Annotated in this window: 13 protein-coding genes and 1 pseudogene; 5 read left to right on the top strand and 9 right to left on the bottom strand. The window is 42.0% G+C overall.

Annotated features, from left to right (window positions below; all coding sequences use genetic code 11):
* Positions 1 to 39: 39 nt before the first annotated feature.
* The 3 genes and pseudogenes from CSV77_RS06220 (at position 40) to CSV77_RS06210 (ending at position 3,901) form a co-directional block, all read left to right on the top strand.
* Positions 40 to 1,680 (top strand): ATP-binding protein, encoded by a 1,641-nt coding sequence (locus tag CSV77_RS06220; protein WP_099672730.1) that lies wholly within the window; start codon positions 40 to 42, stop codon positions 1,678 to 1,680.
* Between the two features lie 13 nt (positions 1,681 to 1,693).
* Complete coding sequence (locus CSV77_RS06215; RefSeq protein WP_099672729.1) at positions 1,694 to 2,389, top strand: response regulator; 696 nt, start codon at positions 1,694 to 1,696, stop codon at positions 2,387 to 2,389.
* Between the two features lie 186 nt (positions 2,390 to 2,575).
* Positions 2,576 to 3,901, top strand: a pseudogene (locus tag CSV77_RS06210) (CitMHS family transporter).
* A 139-nt stretch (positions 3,902 to 4,040) separates the two neighbouring features.
* Here the strand turns inward: CSV77_RS06210 and CSV77_RS06205 are convergent.
* The 4 genes from CSV77_RS06205 to CSV77_RS06190 form a co-directional block, all read right to left on the bottom strand.
* Positions 4,041 to 5,237, bottom strand: coding sequence for an NAD(P)/FAD-dependent oxidoreductase (locus CSV77_RS06205; RefSeq protein ID WP_099672728.1), 1,197 nt, complete (start codon positions 5,235 to 5,237; stop codon positions 4,041 to 4,043).
* Positions 5,238 to 5,344: 107 nt separating this feature from the next.
* Positions 5,345 to 7,987: an MMPL family transporter gene (locus CSV77_RS06200; RefSeq protein ID WP_099672727.1), complete on the bottom strand. Its 2,643-nt coding sequence runs from the start codon at positions 7,985 to 7,987 to the stop codon at positions 5,345 to 5,347.
* Positions 7,988 to 7,990: 3 nt separating this feature from the next.
* A complete protein-coding gene (locus CSV77_RS06195; protein WP_099672726.1) occupies positions 7,991 to 8,437 on the bottom strand; it encodes a MarR family winged helix-turn-helix transcriptional regulator in 447 nt (148 codons plus the stop codon).
* 178 nt (positions 8,438 to 8,615) lie between these two features.
* A complete protein-coding gene (locus CSV77_RS06190; protein WP_099672806.1) occupies positions 8,616 to 9,632 on the bottom strand; it encodes a YeiH family protein in 1,017 nt (338 codons plus the stop codon).
* Between the two features lie 125 nt (positions 9,633 to 9,757).
* Here CSV77_RS06190 and CSV77_RS06185 point away from each other — a divergent pair, with 125 nt between their 5' ends.
* A complete protein-coding gene (locus tag CSV77_RS06185; RefSeq protein ID WP_099672805.1) occupies positions 9,758 to 10,672 on the top strand; it encodes a LysR family transcriptional regulator in 915 nt (304 codons plus the stop codon).
* A 198-nt stretch (positions 10,673 to 10,870) separates the two neighbouring features.
* Here CSV77_RS06185 and CSV77_RS06180 read toward each other — a convergent pair whose 3' ends face one another.
* The 5 genes from CSV77_RS06180 to CSV77_RS06160 all read right to left on the bottom strand — a co-directional run bounded on the left by CSV77_RS06180 (position 10,871) and on the right by CSV77_RS06160 (position 18,813).
* Complete coding sequence (locus CSV77_RS06180) at positions 10,871 to 12,973, bottom strand: methyl-accepting chemotaxis protein (protein ID WP_099672725.1); 2,103 nt, start codon at positions 12,971 to 12,973, stop codon at positions 10,871 to 10,873.
* A 159-nt stretch (positions 12,974 to 13,132) separates the two neighbouring features.
* Positions 13,133 to 14,254 (bottom strand): virulence factor, encoded by a 1,122-nt coding sequence (locus CSV77_RS06175; RefSeq protein WP_099672724.1) that lies wholly within the window; start codon positions 14,252 to 14,254, stop codon positions 13,133 to 13,135.
* 21 nt (positions 14,255 to 14,275) lie between these two features.
* Positions 14,276 to 16,156 carry an ABC-F family ATP-binding cassette domain-containing protein gene (locus CSV77_RS06170; RefSeq protein ID WP_099672723.1) on the bottom strand — a complete coding sequence of 627 codons (1,881 nt, stop codon included), beginning with the start codon at positions 16,154 to 16,156 and terminating at the stop codon, positions 14,276 to 14,278.
* Between the two features lie 414 nt (positions 16,157 to 16,570).
* Positions 16,571 to 18,193 carry a M20/M25/M40 family metallo-hydrolase gene (locus CSV77_RS06165; RefSeq protein ID WP_099672722.1) on the bottom strand — a complete coding sequence of 541 codons (1,623 nt, stop codon included), beginning with the start codon at positions 18,191 to 18,193 and terminating at the stop codon, positions 16,571 to 16,573.
* A 95-nt stretch (positions 18,194 to 18,288) separates the two neighbouring features.
* Positions 18,289 to 18,813 carry a DinB family protein gene (locus CSV77_RS06160; RefSeq protein ID WP_099632217.1) on the bottom strand — a complete coding sequence of 175 codons (525 nt, stop codon included), beginning with the start codon at positions 18,811 to 18,813 and terminating at the stop codon, positions 18,289 to 18,291.
* Positions 18,814 to 19,388: 575 nt separating this feature from the next.
* On the opposite strand from CSV77_RS06160, the gene CSV77_RS06155 reads away from it, so the two are divergent.
* Complete coding sequence (locus CSV77_RS06155) at positions 19,389 to 20,741, top strand: YjiH family protein (protein WP_099672721.1); 1,353 nt, start codon at positions 19,389 to 19,391, stop codon at positions 20,739 to 20,741.
* Positions 20,742 to 20,993: the final 252 nt, after the last annotated feature.

Below are 20,993 nucleotides of genomic sequence, written 5' to 3'. Positions count from 1 at the left end.
GTATTCTATAGTTACAAACATCTGTATCGGGGGTTCATCATGATTCGTATCCGTAAAGAAGATTTATCCATCCATCGAAAGAAAAACAAACCCTTCGTCAATCTCCACTTGAAAATGATTGGCTTAATTGGCGCGCTCTCTGTCACGATTATTCTGTTCATTGGTGGGTTTATGAGTTACTTCGTCACGGATACATTAGAAGCCCAAATTGGAGAAAGGGCTCTCAGTGTAGCAAAAAGTGTAGCTGTGATACCTGAAATTTCCCAGGCTTTCGAATCGAATAATCCTTCTGCCATCATTCAGCCGATCGTGCAGAAAATCCAAGCCCAGACCGATGCAGAGTTTATCGTTGTAGGCAATCAACAAGAAATCCGTTATGCACACCCGAGTCCTGATCGGATTGGCAAAAAAATGATCGGCGAAGATAATGAACGTGCGTTGCGTAATGGAGAATCTTATACTTCTATATCAACCGGGTCATTAGGAAGCTCACTGCGTGCAAAGGCTCCAGTCTATTTAAACGGTGAAATTGTCGGTGTCGTCTCGGTCGGTTTCTTGGTAGATTCTATTGATTCAATCATCTGGGAGTATAGCCTAGAAATTTGGCTCGTCCTTCTAGGCATTTGCACAGCTGCTATCATCGGAGCTGTATTCATTGCGAACTATATCAAGAACGTCTTATTCGGATTAGAACCAGAAGAAATCTCGCATTTACTGTTTCAAAAAGAAACGATTTTGCATTCTATCCATGAAGGCATTATCGCTATCAATACAGATGGCCATATTACGATGGTCAACTCTGCTGCATTGAAATTATTGACAGGTGGCGAGCAGCAAGCAGACGACTGGATTGGTACATCTATACATGAATGCTTCCCGAATTCTGATTTACCGTATGTACTAGAGCATGGCGAATCAGTTTTTGATCAGGAAAGACTTTTTAGTAACCATATCGTCTATGTAAACAGTGTGCCGATTTTCTACGAACATGAATTGCTCGGTGCAGTTGCTACTTTCCGGAATAAAACCGAGATTGAGAATTTGACTAAAAAACTAGCACATATCCAACAATATGCCAATGCGTTGCGTTCACAAACACATGAATTCGCAAATAAACTGTATACGATCATGGGACTAACTCAACTGAATAAAAAGGAGGAAGTGCTCGACTTCATCCAAGAAGAAACAAGCATCCAGCAACACTGGACAGACGCACTACTTGATCATATAGATGATCCCTATATCAGCGGATTGCTTGTCGGAAAGCTGAATCAAGCGAGTGAGTTGCAAATTAATGTATCCGTCCAGCCTGACAGTCAATTACATTCCACACTATCTGACGTAAACCGCCAAGCATTGCTGACGGCTATTGGAAATTTGCTTGATAATGCATTCGATGCTGTATATGATGAACGCGCCATTTCCCGGGACATATCGATTTCTTTTACTGATATCGGACAAAATCTGCTGTTTGAAATCGATGATGCAGGACCAGGAATTGATGAAGCTTCGCTTGATAAAGTCTTATCCCATGGTTTCTCGACAAAAGATGGAGCTGGAAGAGGTTTTGGCTTGGCTTTAACAAAGAATGCCATTGCAACAGCGAATGGCCAGCTGTCCATTGAACCGAGTGAATTGGGCGGTACATATTTTGTCGTGTCATTACCAAAAGATTACTAAAGGAGGGATCCCCGTGATCAGTACTATACAAGTACTAATTGTAGAAGATGATTTCCGAGTCGCAAAGATTAATCGCCAACTAGTCGAACAGATCACCGGCTATGAAGTCGTGACAGAAACGCGAACTGCCTCTGAGACTATCGATTTTTTGCAACAGGCAAAGACGCTACCCGATCTGGTTTTATTGGATGTGTACATACCTGACAGTCCAGGGCTAGATTTGTTTTGGCATCTACGAAGAGAATTCTCCGCAATGGATATTATGCTGCTAACAGCTGCTAAAGAAACTAAAATAATAGAGGAAGCACTCCATGGAGGCGTGTTGGATTATTTAATCAAACCTGTTGAGCCTGTGAGGTTTGCAGAAGCATTTAGACGGTACCGTTCAAGGAAAGTATTGCTGTCATCTAAAAGTGAACTTTCCCAAGAAGATCTCGACCGTGTATTATTTGGCACGGAGTTGCGGCAGGATTCTACTTCTGACGCATTGCCAAAAGGTATCGACCGTCTGACGCTTGAACGTATAGAAAACGTTTTGCTGCAAAGTCCTGCAGAAGGAATAACTGCTGTTCAAGTAGGTAAAGCAGCCGGTGTTAGCCGTTCTACTGCACGTCGATATCTAGAATACCTTGTATTGATTGAAGTAGTAGGAGCACAGCTGCATTATGGAGATGTCGGTAGACCTGAACGGACATATAGAAAAATCTAAATACGCAACCGTGAACAAAATGAACAAAACGCATAATATGAATTATATCGATCTTATGTAAACAAGCTTTTTAGCGGCTTTTCGACATGGTACATTATGGACAGCTTAAGTGGAATTATTCAGATACTTCTATTTGTATCCGCTTACAGACTCTTTCACCATTTTATCCATTGGAGGGAAATCGCTATGTTAAGTATTATTGGAATACTAACGATCTTTATTATCGTCGCATTATTAATCAGTGGCCGGATCACACCCATTGTTGGGTTGGTCATCGTTCCGATCTTCGGTGCATTTTTCGCTGGATTCAACTTCAAGGAAGTCGGAGAATTTTTCAACAGCGGAATTGAGTCTGTCATTAGCGTTGTGATTATGTTCATCTTTGCGATTTTATTCTTTGGTGTTATGCAAGATGCAGGTGTATTCAACCCGCTAATTAATACGATGATTAAAATTTCACGAGGAAATGTAATTGCTGTTGCTATGGCGACGGTGGTAATCGCTGCTATTGCACAGTTAGACGGCTCTGGCGCCTCCACATTCCTCATTACGATCCCTGCGCTTTTACCGCTCTATAAAAGGTTGAAAATGAATCCTTATTTACTGCTACTACTTGTCGGTATCTCAGCAAGTATCGTCAACATGGTTCCATGGGGCGGCCCGCTTGGACGGGCAGCAGCTGTACTCGGTGTCGATGTTACGGAATTATGGCGACCACTTATTAAAATTCAAATCATCGGTCTCCTACTATTAATTGCCGTTGCGTTCATTCTCGGATTACGTGAAAAGCGAGTTATCGCTAAGAAAGTAGCTAGTGGGGATTTTGATGACAAATTGGATGAACTAGGAGAAGTGGAAGAACGAAAAGTAGAATCAGAAGGCACTTCCCTCCTCCGTCCAAAAATGTTATGGATTAACGTGATTATTGCCGTAACCGTCATCGGCTTACTCGTTTGGGGAAAAGTACCTGCAGGCTTTATCTTCATGGTCGGATTCAGTATCGCACTTCCATTAAATTATCGCTCTGTGAATGAACAGATGGACCGTATTAAAGCGCACGCACCAAATGCTCTACTCATGGCGGCAATCATTCTAGCAGCTGGTTCGTTCCTCGGTATTTTGAATGGGACCAATATGCTAGATTCGATAGCGACCGATTTAGTAAAAGTATTGCCGGCCATCATCGTACCGTATTTGCACATCATTATCGGCCTATTCGGGGTTCCGTTCGATCTATTGTAAAGTACGGATGCGTATTACTTCGCATTACTGCCGATTGTAGAGCAAGTCGTCTCCGGTTTCGGTGTTCCATCCGTTTCCATCGCCTATGCATTAATCGTTGGAAATATTATAGGTACATTCGTTAGCCCCTTCTCGCCTGCACTTTGGCTGGCATTGGGACTTGCAGGATTAGAGATGGGCAAGCATATTCGCTACTCATTCGTTATCATGTGGGGGTTCAGTATCGTCTTATTCCTCATTACAATGGCTATGGGCGTTATTACGTTGTAAAATCTCTGATCATTCCATATCGTTATTAGCACCATCATGAAAAAATAGGCTGTCGCGGAACGTCATGTGAATGATTTCCTCGACAGCCTATTTCTATTCATACATGCTATAAGCAACTAAAAACTTTCGTACCTGTTGTTTAACGTTCTATTTCTAGTATAGATTCATTAGGATTCGACGTACCTGCTAATTCATCACGTAATAAATACGCCCCCAACATACTGTAGACCGTTCCGTTCCCGCCAAGACCAATCAAATAATAAATATTCCGTTCAAATGGATGGCGGCCAATGACTGGTAACTCATCCGTCGATTCTCCAAACAACGCTGTCCACTCATACTCAAAATGGAATTTTTGATTAGGAAACAGCTCTTGCAATTCCTGTTTTAATTGCTTGAATTTCTTATCGATGTCTTCTTGTGAGCTCGGTATTGTATCCATGTTTTGATCCAAGCCACCTGCCACGATGCGATTTTCATCCGTCAATCGCATATACAAGTAAGGACGTTTGGTTTCCCAAATCATCATACGATCGTGCCAGAATGACAAATCTTCTATTGGCTGAGTTGCGATTGCATATGTAACTTTTAAGTCTTTTTGAGGAATCACCATATCCGGAGTTGGTGCATAACCAGTAGTGACCACGACGGATTTTGCCTGAAATTCTCCGTTCGTCGTTTGAATGAATACACGTTCTTCTGTATCTAGAATTCCGAGTACTTCGGTATGTTCAAAAATATCCATGCCCTTTTCATATGCATACTGTATCGCGCCCATACACAAACGCAAAGGATTCACTTCTGCATCCCCCGCCGTCACGATAGCGGCAGGTCGCGAAAACAGAAAATGCGCTTTAATATCTTCAAGCTCCCAAAACTCTACCGGAAAACCATACTTTTGTAACACCTCAAACTCTTTACGCAATCTCACTACATCTTCTTCAGTGCTGGCATAATATAAACTTTCACGTGTGTGGAAATGGACATCAAAGGGTGCATGTTCCGCAACGTCTTGCAAATGGATCATTGCTTCTTTACACGTCCGATAAAATTCCACAGCTTTCTCTTCGCCAATTTGCTCCATTAATTCATGCAGCATAATATCATTGGAGAACTGTAGTAAACCAGTATTTGCAGCAGTACTCCCCCCACCTACTTCTCCTTGTTCAATCAACACGATTGAATACCCTTCATTCGCCAATACGTATGAAGTCAGCGCACCCGACATTCCGCCACCTACTATTGCGACATCATATAGATCTTGACGTTTCACTTCTGCAAAACCTTCTTTTGTAAAAGTCGACTCCCAATATAATGACCCCGTATGTAACTTCATTAGCAGCAACCCCCTATCTATTCGTTTTTTACTATCTTTACCCTGTGAGACTGGTCCTATAAACATAGACAAAAAAGGTGCTCAGTCAGTAGCTGAGCACCTTTCCTTTATCCTCTAAACGGCCACCAAACACCGCGTCCGAACGAGATCGTAATGGCTGGAATTAACAATGGCAAAATAATTAAACCATAGAGCAGTAATCCCGAAATCACAATCGTTGCGATCTGCATGAGGCTCAAGACGCCTGAAGGCATCATAGCACCGAATGTCCCTGCCAAAATGACAGCTGCCGTAATAATAACAGTACCCATCTTCGCCATAGAATGCATCAATGCTTCCCTGACCTTCATACCGCCAATACTCTCTTCGCGGAAACGATCGAGTAAGAAAATGGAGTAATCTACGCCAAGCGCAATCAACATGATAAATCCGAAGAATGGAACTGCCCAACTGATTCCGTCATAACCAAGACCATTGACGAAGATCAATTCCGTGATAGATATCGCTGTGTAATATGTCAGCAATAATGAACCGATCATATACAATGGCATGATAGCTGAACGGAATAAGACGAAGAGAATGATGAATAACCCTATTAACATAACGGTTACTGTACGTGTAAAGTCAGCGGATGAAATATCATTCAAGTCCGAGTTCATGCTCGAAATACCGCTGAAGGCTACATCTGCATCTTCAAATGGTGTACCGATGACCGAGCGCTTCACAGTATCTTTAATATCTTTCACCGTTGAAATGGCTTCACGTGAATAAGGATTTTCCTTCAAGATCACTTCCATCAAAATTCCTTTTTCACCGTCGAATGTATAGCGCTTCATGACTGGTGCAAATTCCTCACTATCAAGTGTTCCTTTAGGAATGAATAAACCCGTGTCGCGCACACTTTTCGTATCCGCCATATCGTCGAGCATATCCGCAATTTCTTGAAGACCTGTCGTCACTTCAGCCAAACCGTCTTTGGAAGCTTTGACACCGCTACCCAGCTGTTTCAAACCACCTTTTAATTGTCCGATTTGCGAACCACTTTGGTTGATCTGAGATCCAGCTCCCGCAATGCCTTTACTAATCTTATCCAATTCTTTACCTAGCGCATCCAACCCTCCAGCTGCTTGTGCGGCAGGAAGACCTTGTTGGAGGCCGCCAGAAATTTGCGCTAGCTGACCATTGATCTGCTCAATACCGTTTGCAGCTTGGATAAGGCCACCACCCGTGCCGCCAGAAGGCAATTGATTAGCCGCGTCGCGTAAATTATACTGCACTGTCGCCAATCCTAAACGAATTTCCTGTATACCATCATTCGCTTGTTTCAAGCCGTCTGCCATCAAACCGATTTGATGATCTACATACAAGTCTTCCAATAACTCACCAGTCGGTCGTGTAACGGTACGAACACTTTTGACGCCTTCTACTTTCTCCAAATCTCGGGCAATCGCTTCTAAATAGGTAATATCCCCTTCTTTAACGATTGGAGAATCTTTCTTTAACAATACTTGTACAGGCAGTGAATCCCCTTCACCAAAAGCATCCGAAATAAGATGTAATCCCTTGACAGACTCTTTACTACCATCAATTTCATCTACCGTATTGAATGATAGATCATTATCATATGTCAATAATAGCGGAATCGTGATGATGGCTACGATGGCCATGGAAAGTAATGGGCGCATAACGGATAATTTACTGAATGCAATCCACAATTTACTATCTTTATGCGAAGCCGCTCCTTTTGCAGGCCAGAATAATTTGTCTTGTAAAATGGACATCAACGGCGGTACGACAGTGAATAGAACGAACATCAACACCGCAATCCCTACCGCTACTGCGACTGCCGATTTAAATATCGGGAAGTCTGCAAATCCGATGGCTGCGAAGCCGATAAATACCGCAAGTGCACTGATGAATAGAGTGCGTCCAGCTGTTTTATACGTGTTGATAATTGCTTCTTCCACTTCATGTCCGGCTAGTAATTCTTCTTTATACCGACTTAATAACAGAATACAATAATCTGTTCCAAGACCGAATAAAATCGCGACTAAAAATATTTGGGTATAGTTCGAAACTGGGAACCCAAACCAGTCGATGAAGAACGCTACGAATGACTGACTTAATAAATAAGCGATTCCTACCGCGACTAACGGAACGAATGGTGTGACAATCGAACGGAAAACAATGAGCAATAAAGCAAAGATCAATACGACCGTAATAATTTCTGTCTTTTTCAGTCCTTCTTGCGCACTTTCATTTACGTCATGATTGATAATTACTTCGCCCGTCATATACACTGTATCTTCTTTAGATACGATATCTTTTTTTATTTTTTCAGCCAACTGAATGATTTCATCATCTGTACCGTCTACCATGATGGGGAGCAATACAGTTTTTTGATCTTTAGAAACGAGCTGATCTTTCATTTCTTCACTTTCAAACGGATCTAGAACATCCGTTACAATCTTGCTGGCATCCCGGATTTCTTTGGCAGTTGCAGAAATTTCCTGTTTTTTTGCTTTATCTGCCGGTTTATCGAGGTCATAGACGAGCGAAATGGTTTCATCCGCTTGTCCCGCATCTTCTAACATTTTTGCAGCCTTCTGGGAATCTGCCGAATCTAGCAATTGGAAAGAACCTGCTTTTTCCGCCTGCTTTGCCAAATCAGGTGCTAGTATAAATAAAACAGCCGTCAGTATGACAATACCGATCGCAATAGGCCATTTAAATTTCAGTATCGTTTTCACGCCTTATCTCTCCTTTGTGACTAAAATCGATTTCAGTTTACGGAATGTCTTAATGAATTGTTCAAGCTCCTGTTCATCGATTTGATCTTTCAACAAGTTTTCAACGCTTTCATTTATTGCAGCATTTGAAATGGATAGTACTTCACGACCTTTTTCGGTTAGTGATATTCGATTCATCCGCTGATCATTCACGTCTTTTTCAGACTGTACAAGATCTTTTTCGACTAGCTTTTTAAGACGACTCGAAATGGCACTTTTATGTACGCCTTGAATCTCCGCCAGTTGTCCACTGGATAGCTGCCCGTAAGCAGATAGTATTTTTAGTACGTGGATTTGTTCTGGTGAGTAATCCTTCCATATAGGAACGTCCAAGTTTTTCACAACATGCTCTGTACCGTAGATCATGACTTCTTCAAATAGTTCTACCGCTTCTTGAAGCTGATTTCTCAAAGTAGTCCACCCCCTAAACCAATAATTAATAGTTTAGGGGGTAGACTAAATAAAGTCAACTAGTTCAGTCGCGTTTTATGGAATTTTTATTGATTGCCAGTTATGGATAGAATTCACTACAAAAAAGCCAGCCTACGAGATAGTTACTCGTAGACTGACTTTTTATCGGTATGGTGTATTAAATAATGAAATAGGCGATGACGGATAATAGTATGGATGTGACAGTCATGGCGGCAAGTGGACGCATCGCGCGGTCTTTTACATCTCGTAGACTGACGTTTAGGCCGAGTCCAACCATGGCTGCTGTTAGTAACCATGTCGTCAGTGTAAAGACGCCCTCCATTACGTGATCCGAGACAGGAATGGAGTGACCGAACACATAGCTTCCTAAAATACTTAGAATGATAAAGCCGACGAGGAACCAGGGAAATTCAATTTTAGCGCCCGTTTCGTCTGTATGCTTACGTTTCATGATAGCAATGAAGATGAAGCATAGTGGCACCAATAGGAATACTCGGCCAAGTTTAGCCAATAAGGCAATCGCTAAGCCATCTTCTCCAGCCGGTGCACCCGCCAAAGCCACGTGCGCAACTTCATGTAGACTGATTCCTGCCCACATTCCGTACTCGATTGAATCGAGTGGAAGAATGGGGCGTAAAATCGTGTAGCCAATCGCAAACACTGTACCCATTAATGCGATGATTCCTACACCTATTGCAGTGTCTTCATCTTTTGCTTTAATAATCGGTGCCACTGCTGCAATGGCCGCTGCACCGCAGACTCCTGTCCCGACACCTAAAAGCAGGGAGATGTTTTTATCTGCTTTAAATACTTTAGCGAGCCAAATGGTCATGAATATCGCGAAAATGATCACACCTACATCTCGAGCGAGTAAACCAAGCCCATCGCTTAAGACGGTATCTATATTTAATTTCAAACCGTATAAAATAATTGCCGTGCGAAGTAAACGCTTGGATGAGAAGGCAATTCCACTTCGAATCATTTCAGGATAGCCAAAAAATTGACGGTATGCCACTGCGATTATGATTGCGCAGGCCAGTTGTCCTATATGATTGAAACCTGGTACTTTTGCTAATAAATAACCTAAAAATGCAATGAAAAATGTAAAAGCTATTCCACTGGTCCATGATTTCCATTTAGATGGATGTTGTGGTGCGTGCTGTTCTGGAGTCATATTCGAACAAATCATGATGACACCTCCCTAGTAATAGTATAGAAAACAGCTGGCTATAAGTGAAATAACTATTTATAATAGCTATGATAAGTAAATCTATATACACGGAAAGGAGATGCCTCCCTATCGATCAACAACTGCAAGTATTCATTGAGGTAGCCGAGCAAAAGAACTTCTCTAGAGCAGCAGAAGAACTGCATATGACACAACCTGCTGTCAGTCAATATATTCGTTCATTCGAAGAATCCATTGGTGTACGATTGCTCGAGCGGACGAATAAATATGTACGACTTAACCAAGCTGGGGAAATTGTCTATCATCACGCAAAAGAAATTGCGGGCTTGTATTCCAAAATGCAAAATTTAGTAGATGATTTAGCCCATAAAGCTAGCGGTTCTCTCGCCATTGGAGCCAGCTATACTTTCGGTGAATACGTCTTGCCTCATATTCTGTCTAAACTTGTCGCAGACTATCCGGCGATTGAACCACAAGTCACCATTGGAAATACAGCAGACATCGCGGAGTTAGTCATTACTCACCAACTCGACATCGGTTTGATCGAAGGACATTTCAAGGAAGCTGCACCGCTTCAAAATGAAGACTTTGCAGAAGATGAAATGTACATCGTCACGCCTAGCAATCATCCACTAACTCAGAAAAAAGGGCGGCAGTCGATCACTGCATTAGAAGATGAAATCTGGCTATTACGCGAAGAAGGTTCAGGTACACGGGAAGCTGCAGAATTATTCTTTTCCCAGTCTGGATTTTATCCAAAGCGCATTATGCAATTCAGCAGTACGCAACCGATTAAGGAATCTGTCGAAGCGGGGCTTGGCGTTAGCTTGCTGTCACAGTGGGCGATACAAAAGGAATTACGTTATGGTGATTTGACGACGCTATCGGTGAAAGGAACGCCATTCAAGCGGCATTTCTCTATCGTGACGAACTCGCCGTTTCAAACGAAGGCATTGCAAGTGTTTATTGAGTTGTTAAAGAATAGTGAGGAGTTGACGGTTTTGAATATCGGGACCACATCGTGACATTCATTTCCTAGCGAGGGGTTGGTGGATGGTTTACGTAAGTCATTGCATATTCACTCACGTTTCCATAGCAAAAAGAACTGCAGACACTTTCACATCATAAACTGTACTGCGTAAAACAGACTCCAAATAGAATAATGCTTTCAATCCAAAAAAGCGGAAGTGGCCTACGCCACTTCTGCTGATTACACGATTGAATTATGATAATTTGAATCGATCGACTACACTTCGCAATTCCCCAGCGATCTCATTCACTTGATTTGTAGAATCTGCTACTTGTTCCAATTCACTCTGTTGTGCGGCAGCCGATGCACTCACTTGTTCAGAAGAGGCAGCCGTCTGCTCCGAAATGGCAGAAACGTTTTGGATGGCTAGAATGGCTTCATCTTTATATTCCATCATTTCGGCAAGCTTCTCGGATAGCTCCGTGATGGATTGGCGAATTTGATCAATGATGTCCGCGTTCTGTACGAATGATTCTTCCGTATCTGTAACGGACTGATTTTGACCGTCCATTGATTTCATGTTCAATTCAATGACATCAACTGTCTGCTGTGATTCTGACAAGATTTCTTTCACGGTTTCTTGAATTACTTCAGTTTCTCTGCGGGACTGTTCTGCTAGCTGACGTACTTCATTCGCAACAACCGCAAATCCTTTACCACTTTCACCCGCTCGAGCCGCTTCAATGCTTGCATTAAGCGCTAGAAGATTCGTGCTTGCAGTAATACCATGCAATGTTTCAATGACTTGATTAATAGATGATATTTTAGTAGTCAATGTTTGTATTTGAAGCTGTACTTTTTTATTCATTTCATTTGCTGTTGTGTTATGAACACGTAGCTTTTTCACTTCTGACATTCCACTTTCAGCAGAATTAGAAGCGTCTGTAGACAACTGATTCATTGTCATGAACATCGTGTGGATATGATCCATACGGTCTGCTAAATCAGAAATTCGTAGGCTCGTTATTTCCGTATCTTCGGATTGTTTAGAAGCGCCTTGTGCAATTTCATCCGTCGCTACTGATACTTCCTGATTCGCAGCTACTAGCTCTTCGAAGGCATGTGTGACTTGCGAGGATGAATCGCTCAACTGACTCGAAGACAGTTGCACGGTTTGTAACGCCGCATTCGTCTGACGCAACATATCGTTATAAGCAAGTGTTACTAATCCTATCTCATCGTGACGGATTTTCTGTTCATCTACCATCATCGTCAAGTCTCCTGCAGCAGCGGTTTGCATGGATTGCTGTAAGGTTTTCAACGGTTTCAACAGTCGATAAATGAAAATCGTGGAGGCGCTTGACATCAGTAACATAATCACGATTGCAGATACAATTGTAATCCACAAAATAGCGGTGAATGTATCCAAAATCTCAGATTTCGGTGTAACAGTTTGTACTGACCATCTCTCATCGATTCCTTTTAAGTTGATTGGAGAGAATGCATTAAATGCTTGTTCACCTAGACTCTGAGAATCTACATACATACTTGCCAATTCACCTTGATCAATATTTACTTTAGCAGCATTCCAATCGATTGCATCTGCCATATTGCTATTGTTTAGTTCAGGCTTTAGACTGTTCGCCGTAATATATCCAGCGTCTGTAATAATAGAAGCATAGCCGCCTTTTGGTTGAATCGTCTTCACCATATCAGTCAAGAAATCTATTGATATATCTGTGGTTAACAAACCAAAATAATTTCCTGATGCATCGACCATTGGAACGGAAATAGTAGTCATAAGAATTGTTTTACCATTTGTTTCGTACGGGTAAGGTTCTGTTAATATCGCACGTGCTTCATTTTTTGGAACGGTATACCAACTATTCGCTGTAGAATCATCCATTCCACTTAATGGTTCTACATCCGTAGTATTGTCTTGTTTAAAGACATAAGGAATGAATTGCTGATTTTCATCTAGCAAGTTCTTTGGTATGACTTCCCCTTCAGCGAATGCGGACTGATTGATTACCGCTGCCATCCCGGTAGCATCCTCATTTTTCTTCAAATTGTTTTTGATGATCCGAATAATTTCCTCCGGTTTCATATCACCTGTCGCTTGTAATGTTTCCAATATGTGACTTGTTGTGCGTAACATATCATTTGTTTCATTGAATTTCGCACTAAGAACAAGTGAATTTTTATTTGCACTTTCCAACGCAAATTCCTCAGCATCTTTAATGCTTTGCTTATGTAACATGAAACTGGTAACAACTGAGTATACCAAAAATAGTGATAAAAATAATGCGATAATTAGTCCTGAGAGTTTCATCGCAATACTTGCAGACTTCTTCACTTCATGTGCCCTCCTAGTAAATTATGATCAGATCATTATTATACCTTTAGTCCTTACTAAAAGTATACCTTTTTATCTGAAAGTCATATAAAAAACCTTGTCGGGTAGACAAGGTTTAGGATTCGAGACTTTTAACGTCTCTCGGTGGACTTGAATAAATTAGTTAGTTCTTTCGGTCATTTGACGCCAAATGGAGCCTTTTGCCTCTTCGCCTTCTTCAATTCTAGCGATCGCCATACGGACTTGCAGTTTCACTTCAAATTCATTATCGTTTTCTGCTTCGTGCAGTGCGGGTAATGCTCGTTCTGTTCCGGATTCATAGAGGAACATTGCGGCACGCCAACGAACCAACTTGTTCTTATCTTGTAGTAAACGGATAGCAGCTGATTCGAAACCAACATAGCCAAGGTCACTCATACAGTCTGCGGCTGTACGACGAACCGCCCAACTTTTATCTTCGAGTGCTTTTTCGATAAACGGAATGACTGTTTCATCTTCAATCATACCGAGGTAAACTGTAGCCAATCTGCGGATGGACATCTTCTCATCTTCAAGTGCCAGCGTAAGTACTGGATAATCCGAAACGTCGGGATCTGGCATTTGATCCAATAAGCGAAAGCGCGTTTCCCATTCTGGAACAGTAAATTCCGCCAAAGTCACTTTCTCTCCACGAACTTTTGCTTCTCCGTCTGCCTTCTCCGCTTTTTCCACAAGCTCCTGCAAGCGTGCTTCAGGATACGCGGCTTCAAGTTCTTGTACAACTTGCTCGCCCACTTCCTGCAATTCTCCGTAACGAATTCCGTAATCTACCCATTTTCGCAGTAAGATATAGTTTTCCACTTCAGAATGGTGAACGGTTTCCATCGCTTGGATGAAACGTTCACTTAATCCAAACCGTGATTCCTCATCACTATTGAACACTTTCACTTGCAGCGGGATCTCTTTATACGTCTGTACATGAACGTAGACTTCACCGAAATGCTCGTCTATCTTCTGTTCTTCAGCTTGTTCAAGCGATTCGCCGTCTTCATTTAAAACGGAACGTACTTCGGCCAGGATGGATTCCCACGCAACATTTCCAATTCTCTCTACTGCCATAAAATCTAATACGTGATAGATTCCTTTAATTCCTTGTATAGCCAAAAGAGAACGAACCGGCTCAGGTGCCTGTGCCTCATCTTTCTTCTTATAGTTATGGCTTACTCCATCGGGCAAAGGGGTATCTAAAATAATTTTCATGGAATTTGGACTCGGTGTCGGTTCAATCGATTTGATTTTCAAGAACAATCTCCTCCAATATAATTAATCGGCTAATTCCTGTAAATAAGACCAGCGCTCGACCAGTTCTTCGTATTGTTGATTCAGCGTTACGAGTTCTTCATCCAGTTGACGAAGCTGATCATAGTCTGAGCCCGTAATCGTCATTTTTTGTTGTACCGCGGCTATTTTTTCTTCTATTCCTTCTATATCCGTTTCAATGGTTTCCCACTGAAGTTTTTCCGCGTATGTCATTTTCTTTTTAGGTTCTTTAACTTCTGGAGCCGGAGCAACAACCGCAACTTTAGCTTGGGGCTTCACGTCTTTTGTACTCTTTTCTTCAAGATAATCTGAATACAAACCAAGACGTACATCGATTTCTCCCGAACCATCTAGTATCCATAGCTTACGTGAGATTCGATCCAAGAAGAAACGGTCGTGGGAAATCGTCACGACTACTCCAGCGAACGTATCAATGAACGACTCCAAAACGGATAACGTTTCAAGATCCAAGTCATTCGTCGGCTCATCCAGCAGCAAAACATTCGGCTGTTCCATTAATAACTTTAATAAATATAGACGTTTGCGTTCCCCACCTGATAATTTACCGATTGGCGTTCCGTGTGCAGAGGAAGGGAATAAGAATCTCTCCAACATTTGTGTCGCAGACAATCGCTCACCATCTCCTGATTCAATGTCATTGGATGTCTCACGAATATACTCAATAATCCGCTGATTTTCATTCATTGGTGGCAAATGTTGATGGAAATGTGCAATCTTTACGGTAGAGCCTATATCGACTTCACCGGTGTCCGGCATCGTCGTCCCATCCAGCATTTGAAGAAGTGTCGTCTTCCCTACACCATTCGGTCCGATAATCGCAATACGTTCTTTCGCTTGTAGAATAGCAGAAAAACCATTCAATATCACTTTATCGTCAAATCTTTTTGTAATATTGTTGATTTCCAACACTTTTTTACCAAGACGTGTCGTTTGTAAATCCATTTCAAAGTCCAATGACTCATCAGTCTGCTTCACTTTCGATTGAAGTTCATCAAAGCGGTCAATTCGCGCTTTCTGTTTCGTCGAACGCGCTTTAGCACCGCGGCGAATCCATTTCAATTCACTACGGTAGCGATTACGGTCTTTTTGATCTGAAGCAGCTGACATCTCTTCACGCAGTGCTTTTGACTCCAAATAATCTGCGTAATTTCCGGTATGCGAATAAAGTGTTTTATCCGCTAACTCGTAAATATGTGTAGCGACTTGATCCAAGAAGTACCGATCGTGTGTAACAAATAATACTGCTCCTTGAACATTTTGTAAGAAGTCTTGCAACCACTGAATCGATGCGACATCCAGATGGTTCGTCGGCTCGTCCAACAACAATAGATCTGCCGGTTCAATTAATACTTTAGCGAGAGCCACACGCTTCAGTTGACCGCCGGATAATTCGCCCATCTTCTTATCGAATGTCTCGATACCTAGCTTCATTAATATAGTACGTGCTAATGCATTCAAATCCCAGCCGCCCGTTGAATCCATTTCATTTTGATAGAATGAGTAACGTTCCTGATACTCTTCATTTAAAGGATCTTCGGTTAGTAGTTGCAATGCATGCTCGTAATGTAGATTTGTACGGATAACAGGTGCATCACTTTCGAATACTGCTTCCATCACGGTTAAGTCCGGATTGACAATCGGTTCTTGAGGCAAGTATGCCACACGGAACTTATTCGGATGATCCATTGTCACCGTATCCGCACTTCCCTGCCCCGAAATTATGGAGAGTAACGTAGATTTTCCCGTACCGTTAATCCCAATCAAACCGATCTTATCTCCACTTTTTAAATTAAATGCTACATCTTTAAAAAGTGTTTTTTCTCCAACTGTTTTAGTTAATTTTTCTACCACTAAATGACTCATCCTGGCACATCCTATTCTTAAATTGCTTCTACTCTTAGTATAGCTGAAATTCAAGCAAGTTGAAAACATGCACGTTTGCGTACTATGTATGGTGGTGTTTGATGGTTAATGAAAGTGAGTGGGGTGTAACATGGGGAGGTTGTTTTGCGAGCCATTTTAAGTGGAGAGTTCATTGGTCGCACTTCGACTCAGGTAGATGACTTTCGCAAGAAGCTACAGACAGGATGTTAGCCTGTCTATGCCTATTGCTTTGCCTAAAATTCGTTATCAGTACTATCAATACGTTGATTTTCATTCGGGTAGGGCCACGCACCAATGCGTGTCAAGAGTTCGACACTTTCAAATTCTAGTATCCAAACTACGTCGAACGCCGGTCCAACACTTCTACCCATTAGACCCAAATTGTTTGAAACCTCATCTAGACTTCGTTTGATTCATGCCCGCGAGTTTCTTCACCAACTGCTCCAACAACACTGGCATTTCCCTGAACGCACTATCGATATGCAGCCGCTCCGTCTTTTGATGCGCATCCTTACCAAACGGACCCACATTCAACACCGGTGCAGTTAGCTTGCGCATATCTTCAAACGGAATCGAATACGTCGCACCATAGACTGGCGTATTCTCTGCGAACGCCTTCCAATGATCCTCTTCATCCTTATAATGCACATAACTCAAATCGCAAATTCCATTGAAATAATGTACTTGTTCAATTGTTAAATCAAATACTTGCGCACGCTCTTGCACAAACGCAATCGATTCCTTCACAAGGGGATCGTCAGACGAGTTAACAGCCGGGTAATAAGGTGGCGCATAGAATAGGACGGTCGCTGGACCTAATTCCTGACACGCCATCATGAGCGTATCGACAATACGTATGCATTGCTCACGGTCATCCCATTCTTCTTGCAACAGCACTTCCTGTTTCAATCTGTTTACTTCATTTTTTCCTAACTGATCTTCAGCGTATGTTAATAACTCTTCAAAACGCAGTACACGAATATCTCCTAGAGGCACTGCCGATTCACGTGCACACACCGCTTTATAATGTTCAGTACAAAGTGCCATCGCTTCATTCGCCACTTGTTCAAATATATTCATGATTTCAGCAGCTGTCCGCTTGAATAAGAAGACATTATATAACGCTGCTGCTCGCTGTGGTGTTTGTGTAGAGTACTGGATTTTCAAATCTTTTTGGTGCAATGTGACGGGAAGAGGTGTTGATTCGTTCTGCTCTATTTCAAGGAATAGAGGATTCCATTCCATCTTTTGTGTCAAAAAAGACGCTATATAATCTGCAGTAATCCCTTTTAAAGGTTCACCTACATGCGTTTCTTTTCCATAAAATAATGCGGCTGGCATAATCTTTCCGATTGTCCCGGAGTAAATATATTCTTTCGTATCCGCAGGTCCTTGTGAAAATGAAGGCTCTCCGTTCAAGAATAACTTAAAGCGATGCCCTTCTTGTTCTTGCAGGCGTACAAGTTCCTTTACGGCAGCACGCATCCCCGCTGAGTTCACTTCTTCGTCCGGTACTGTACACAATAATAAATTAATAGGCCAATTCTCCATACTTGCTCGTTCGATCAACTGTATATGTAAAGCCAACCCCATCTTCATATCCATCGTACCTCGGCCGAATAGATATTTTCCTGATTCCAAGTCAAGGCGCGCAGCTTCAGGCAACATATCTTTATTTTCTAGCAACTTCTTAGTCAGCTCTTCCGGATGAAATGCAAGTGGTTCAAGTGCTCCGTATTCATCCGTTTGTACAGTATCAAAATGACTGATCAACACAATCGTATCTGTGGCATCAGGATGTTCATAAAGGGCATGCACGACTTGCCGCCCGAGACCCGCATCATGAAGTGTAATATTATCAGCATTCTCAGTGAAGTATTCCAGTTCGCTCAACTTATTTTGTAGCTTCCAGGAAAAGAAACGCTCTCCTTCCGTTAACGTACGACTATCCCAACTTACTAGTTCACAAAGCAATGCACGCAGCTTTTCAGGGGTATCAAAACGGTATCGATTCATTCCATCTCCTCCTTCACGGTTAAGTAAAGTATAGCTGATTCAAAGTAAAATGAGAAAAGAACTTGTGCCCTAGGAGGCAACAAGTTCTCTTTTTATTATTTAGACGTTGAAACTAGCGGTACGCGAGCCGACTTCACTTGCTCTACTGTACGTTTCAGCTGTCGTAGATGACGTTTTTCGTGGAATCCTACGAAACGGAACCATTGAATTAACGGTACATTTCCAAAAATCGGATGCTTTAGTGATTTACAGCGAAGTTCTGTAATAGTGGCAGATTCATAGATATCCAGTAAATAATTTCTGGATGCATGCAACTTCTCTTTAATCTCTGGAATGGAAAGATGCATATCGGTTGGTTGTGTATATTCCATGAAATATGCCTTTACTAAAGGACTAGCCGATACACTGATCGGTTTTTTGAAGACACGTAAACTCTCAGGATTTTTCAATTCTTGGGCGATGTTTGTAGCAACTCGACATTCCATTAATGCTAAATGTTCTACAATTTGTTTGGGTGACCAGCCGCCATGCGATGGTGTTCCGTTAAATTCCTCATCTGTTAAGCCATCAATCAACTGCAAGATGCGTTTACGGACCTTTATATTCTCTCCAAAAACCATCAACATCTACCTCCATTTTTCCTTGTAATCCATTCTATTGCCATAGCATACGCCTTTTGTTCAAAAATTTAAAGGGAGAACGGTTAGATTTTTAGTAATACCTGTCAATGGTGACAGATGAGTGCCAATCAGACCTGATACAAAAGGATTTCTTCCCAATTCTATCCGCAAGATTTTCTACCTCTTTTACTAGTTCTGAAGCAGTCGACCAGCGAGCGCTCCGTTAAATTTATCTCCTGCGCCTGCCGTGCCGATCGGCTGCACTTTATGGTCAAGTCTAGCACAGGCTACAGTTTGATTTGTTACCAGATGCCGTCTGAAAGTTCTTTCCCCTAACCATCTCACTTCGTAAAGGAAACTTGTCCGCTTGTGCCATCAAATCCATCTTTGCGCTACCGATTACTGTAATCCTACATAGTATTTTACCGACCATATGCCGTTACATATCCCATTTCCATATAGACTGCTTGCTGACTGAAAAGTTACACTTTGTGCTAAAGTATTTACATCGACCCGTTAAACAGTATAATGAATAAATATACATCAACTAGATTATGTGCAAGGAGAGAAATACCTTGAAAAAATATACGGCTAGCACTTGGCTAGTATTCTTAATCCCGTCTATACTCGGAGTTATATTATTCATGATTCCACTACCTTTTGCAGCGGGTTGGAAAGTACCGATTGCGAAATTGGCGGATTTATTGTCAGGCTCATTGGAACCGATTATTCCACAACTTATGATGTGCTTGATCATTGTGTCTGCACTCGGATCTATACTCTATCTATTTGTTAAAAAAGATCCAAACAGACCTTCATTCTTTACAAACTTATTCAAAGTTACACCGTTTTGGACGATTACCCGAATTATAGGGGCAATCTTCGCCATCATGGTCGTCTATAAATTAGGTCCTGAAGCGATTTGGAGCGAGAATACAGGTGGATTGCTACTTGCAGGTGATGGACTCGTTTCCTTCTTGTTCAGTATCTTCTTCTTCGCCGGTCTACTGCTTCCTTTATTACTGAACTTCGGATTGCTCGAATTCTTCGGTACGTTAATGGTAAAGGTTATGCGACCTTTATTTAAATTACCTGGACGTTCTTCCATTGATGCACTGGCTTCATGGATTGGAGACGGAACAATTGGTGTCTTACTTACAAGTAAACAATACGAGGATGGCCACTATACACAGCGTGAAGCAGCGATTATTTCGACTACATTCTCTGTTGTGTCGATTACATTTACGCTTGTTATTATTGACAAAGTCGGACTTGGAAATTACTTCTTACCATTTTATGCGACGGTTCTGTTCACAGGAGTGATTCTTGCCTTAATTATGCCAAGAATTTATCCATTACGTTCTATTAAGAATACGTATATTGATGATCGTGAATATTCCGAAGAGGACGAAAAACTGCCCGCTGGAACAAGCGTCTTCAAACTGGGGCTTACTAGCGCCCTTGATACAGCTTCAAAACAACGCTCTGTTGTGAAGACAGTTCGCGCAGGAATGCAGAACGTGCTTGATATGTGGTTCGGCGTCGCGCCAGTCGTTATGGCTTTCGGGACGGTTGCTTTAGTAATGGCTGAGTATACGAGTATATTCCGTATTCTAGGTAAGCCGTTCGAATACATCTTGAATTTCTTGCAGATTCCCGAGGCTGCAGAAGCCGCACAGACGATGGTCGTCGGATTCGCAGACATGTTCTTGCCTGTTATTTTAGCGGAAGGCGTCATTACATCGCCTATTACACTATTTACGATTGCGGCAGTTTCCGTAATTCAGCTAATTTACATGTCCGAAGTCGGTGGCTTGATCTTAGGTACTAAAATTCCATTGAATATTTTTGACTTACTGATCATTTTCTTGTTGCGTACACTCATTGCCTTACCAATCATTGCCGGAATTGCGCATTTGTTATTTTAAGTTGAGTGAGAACCCGTTACTTCTTTGTGAAGTGGCGGTTTTTTTTGTTTGGATAGTGCGGATTAATCGAATGATTGAGCGCATCTTGACTGGCATTGAGCGGAGTTCACGATTGATAGAGCGCTTCACAACTGGTATTGAGCGGAGAACTCGAGTGATAGAGCGCTTCACGACTGACATTGAGCGGAGAACTCGAATGATAGAGCGCTTCACGACTGTGACATTGAGCGGAGCACTCGAATGATAGAGCGC

It is taken from the genome of Sporosarcina sp. P16b (assembly GCF_002743065.1).
Classification (GTDB): Bacteria; Bacillota; Bacilli; order Bacillales_A; family Planococcaceae; genus Sporosarcina.
This window is presented reverse-complemented; position numbering and strand designations above follow the sequence as displayed.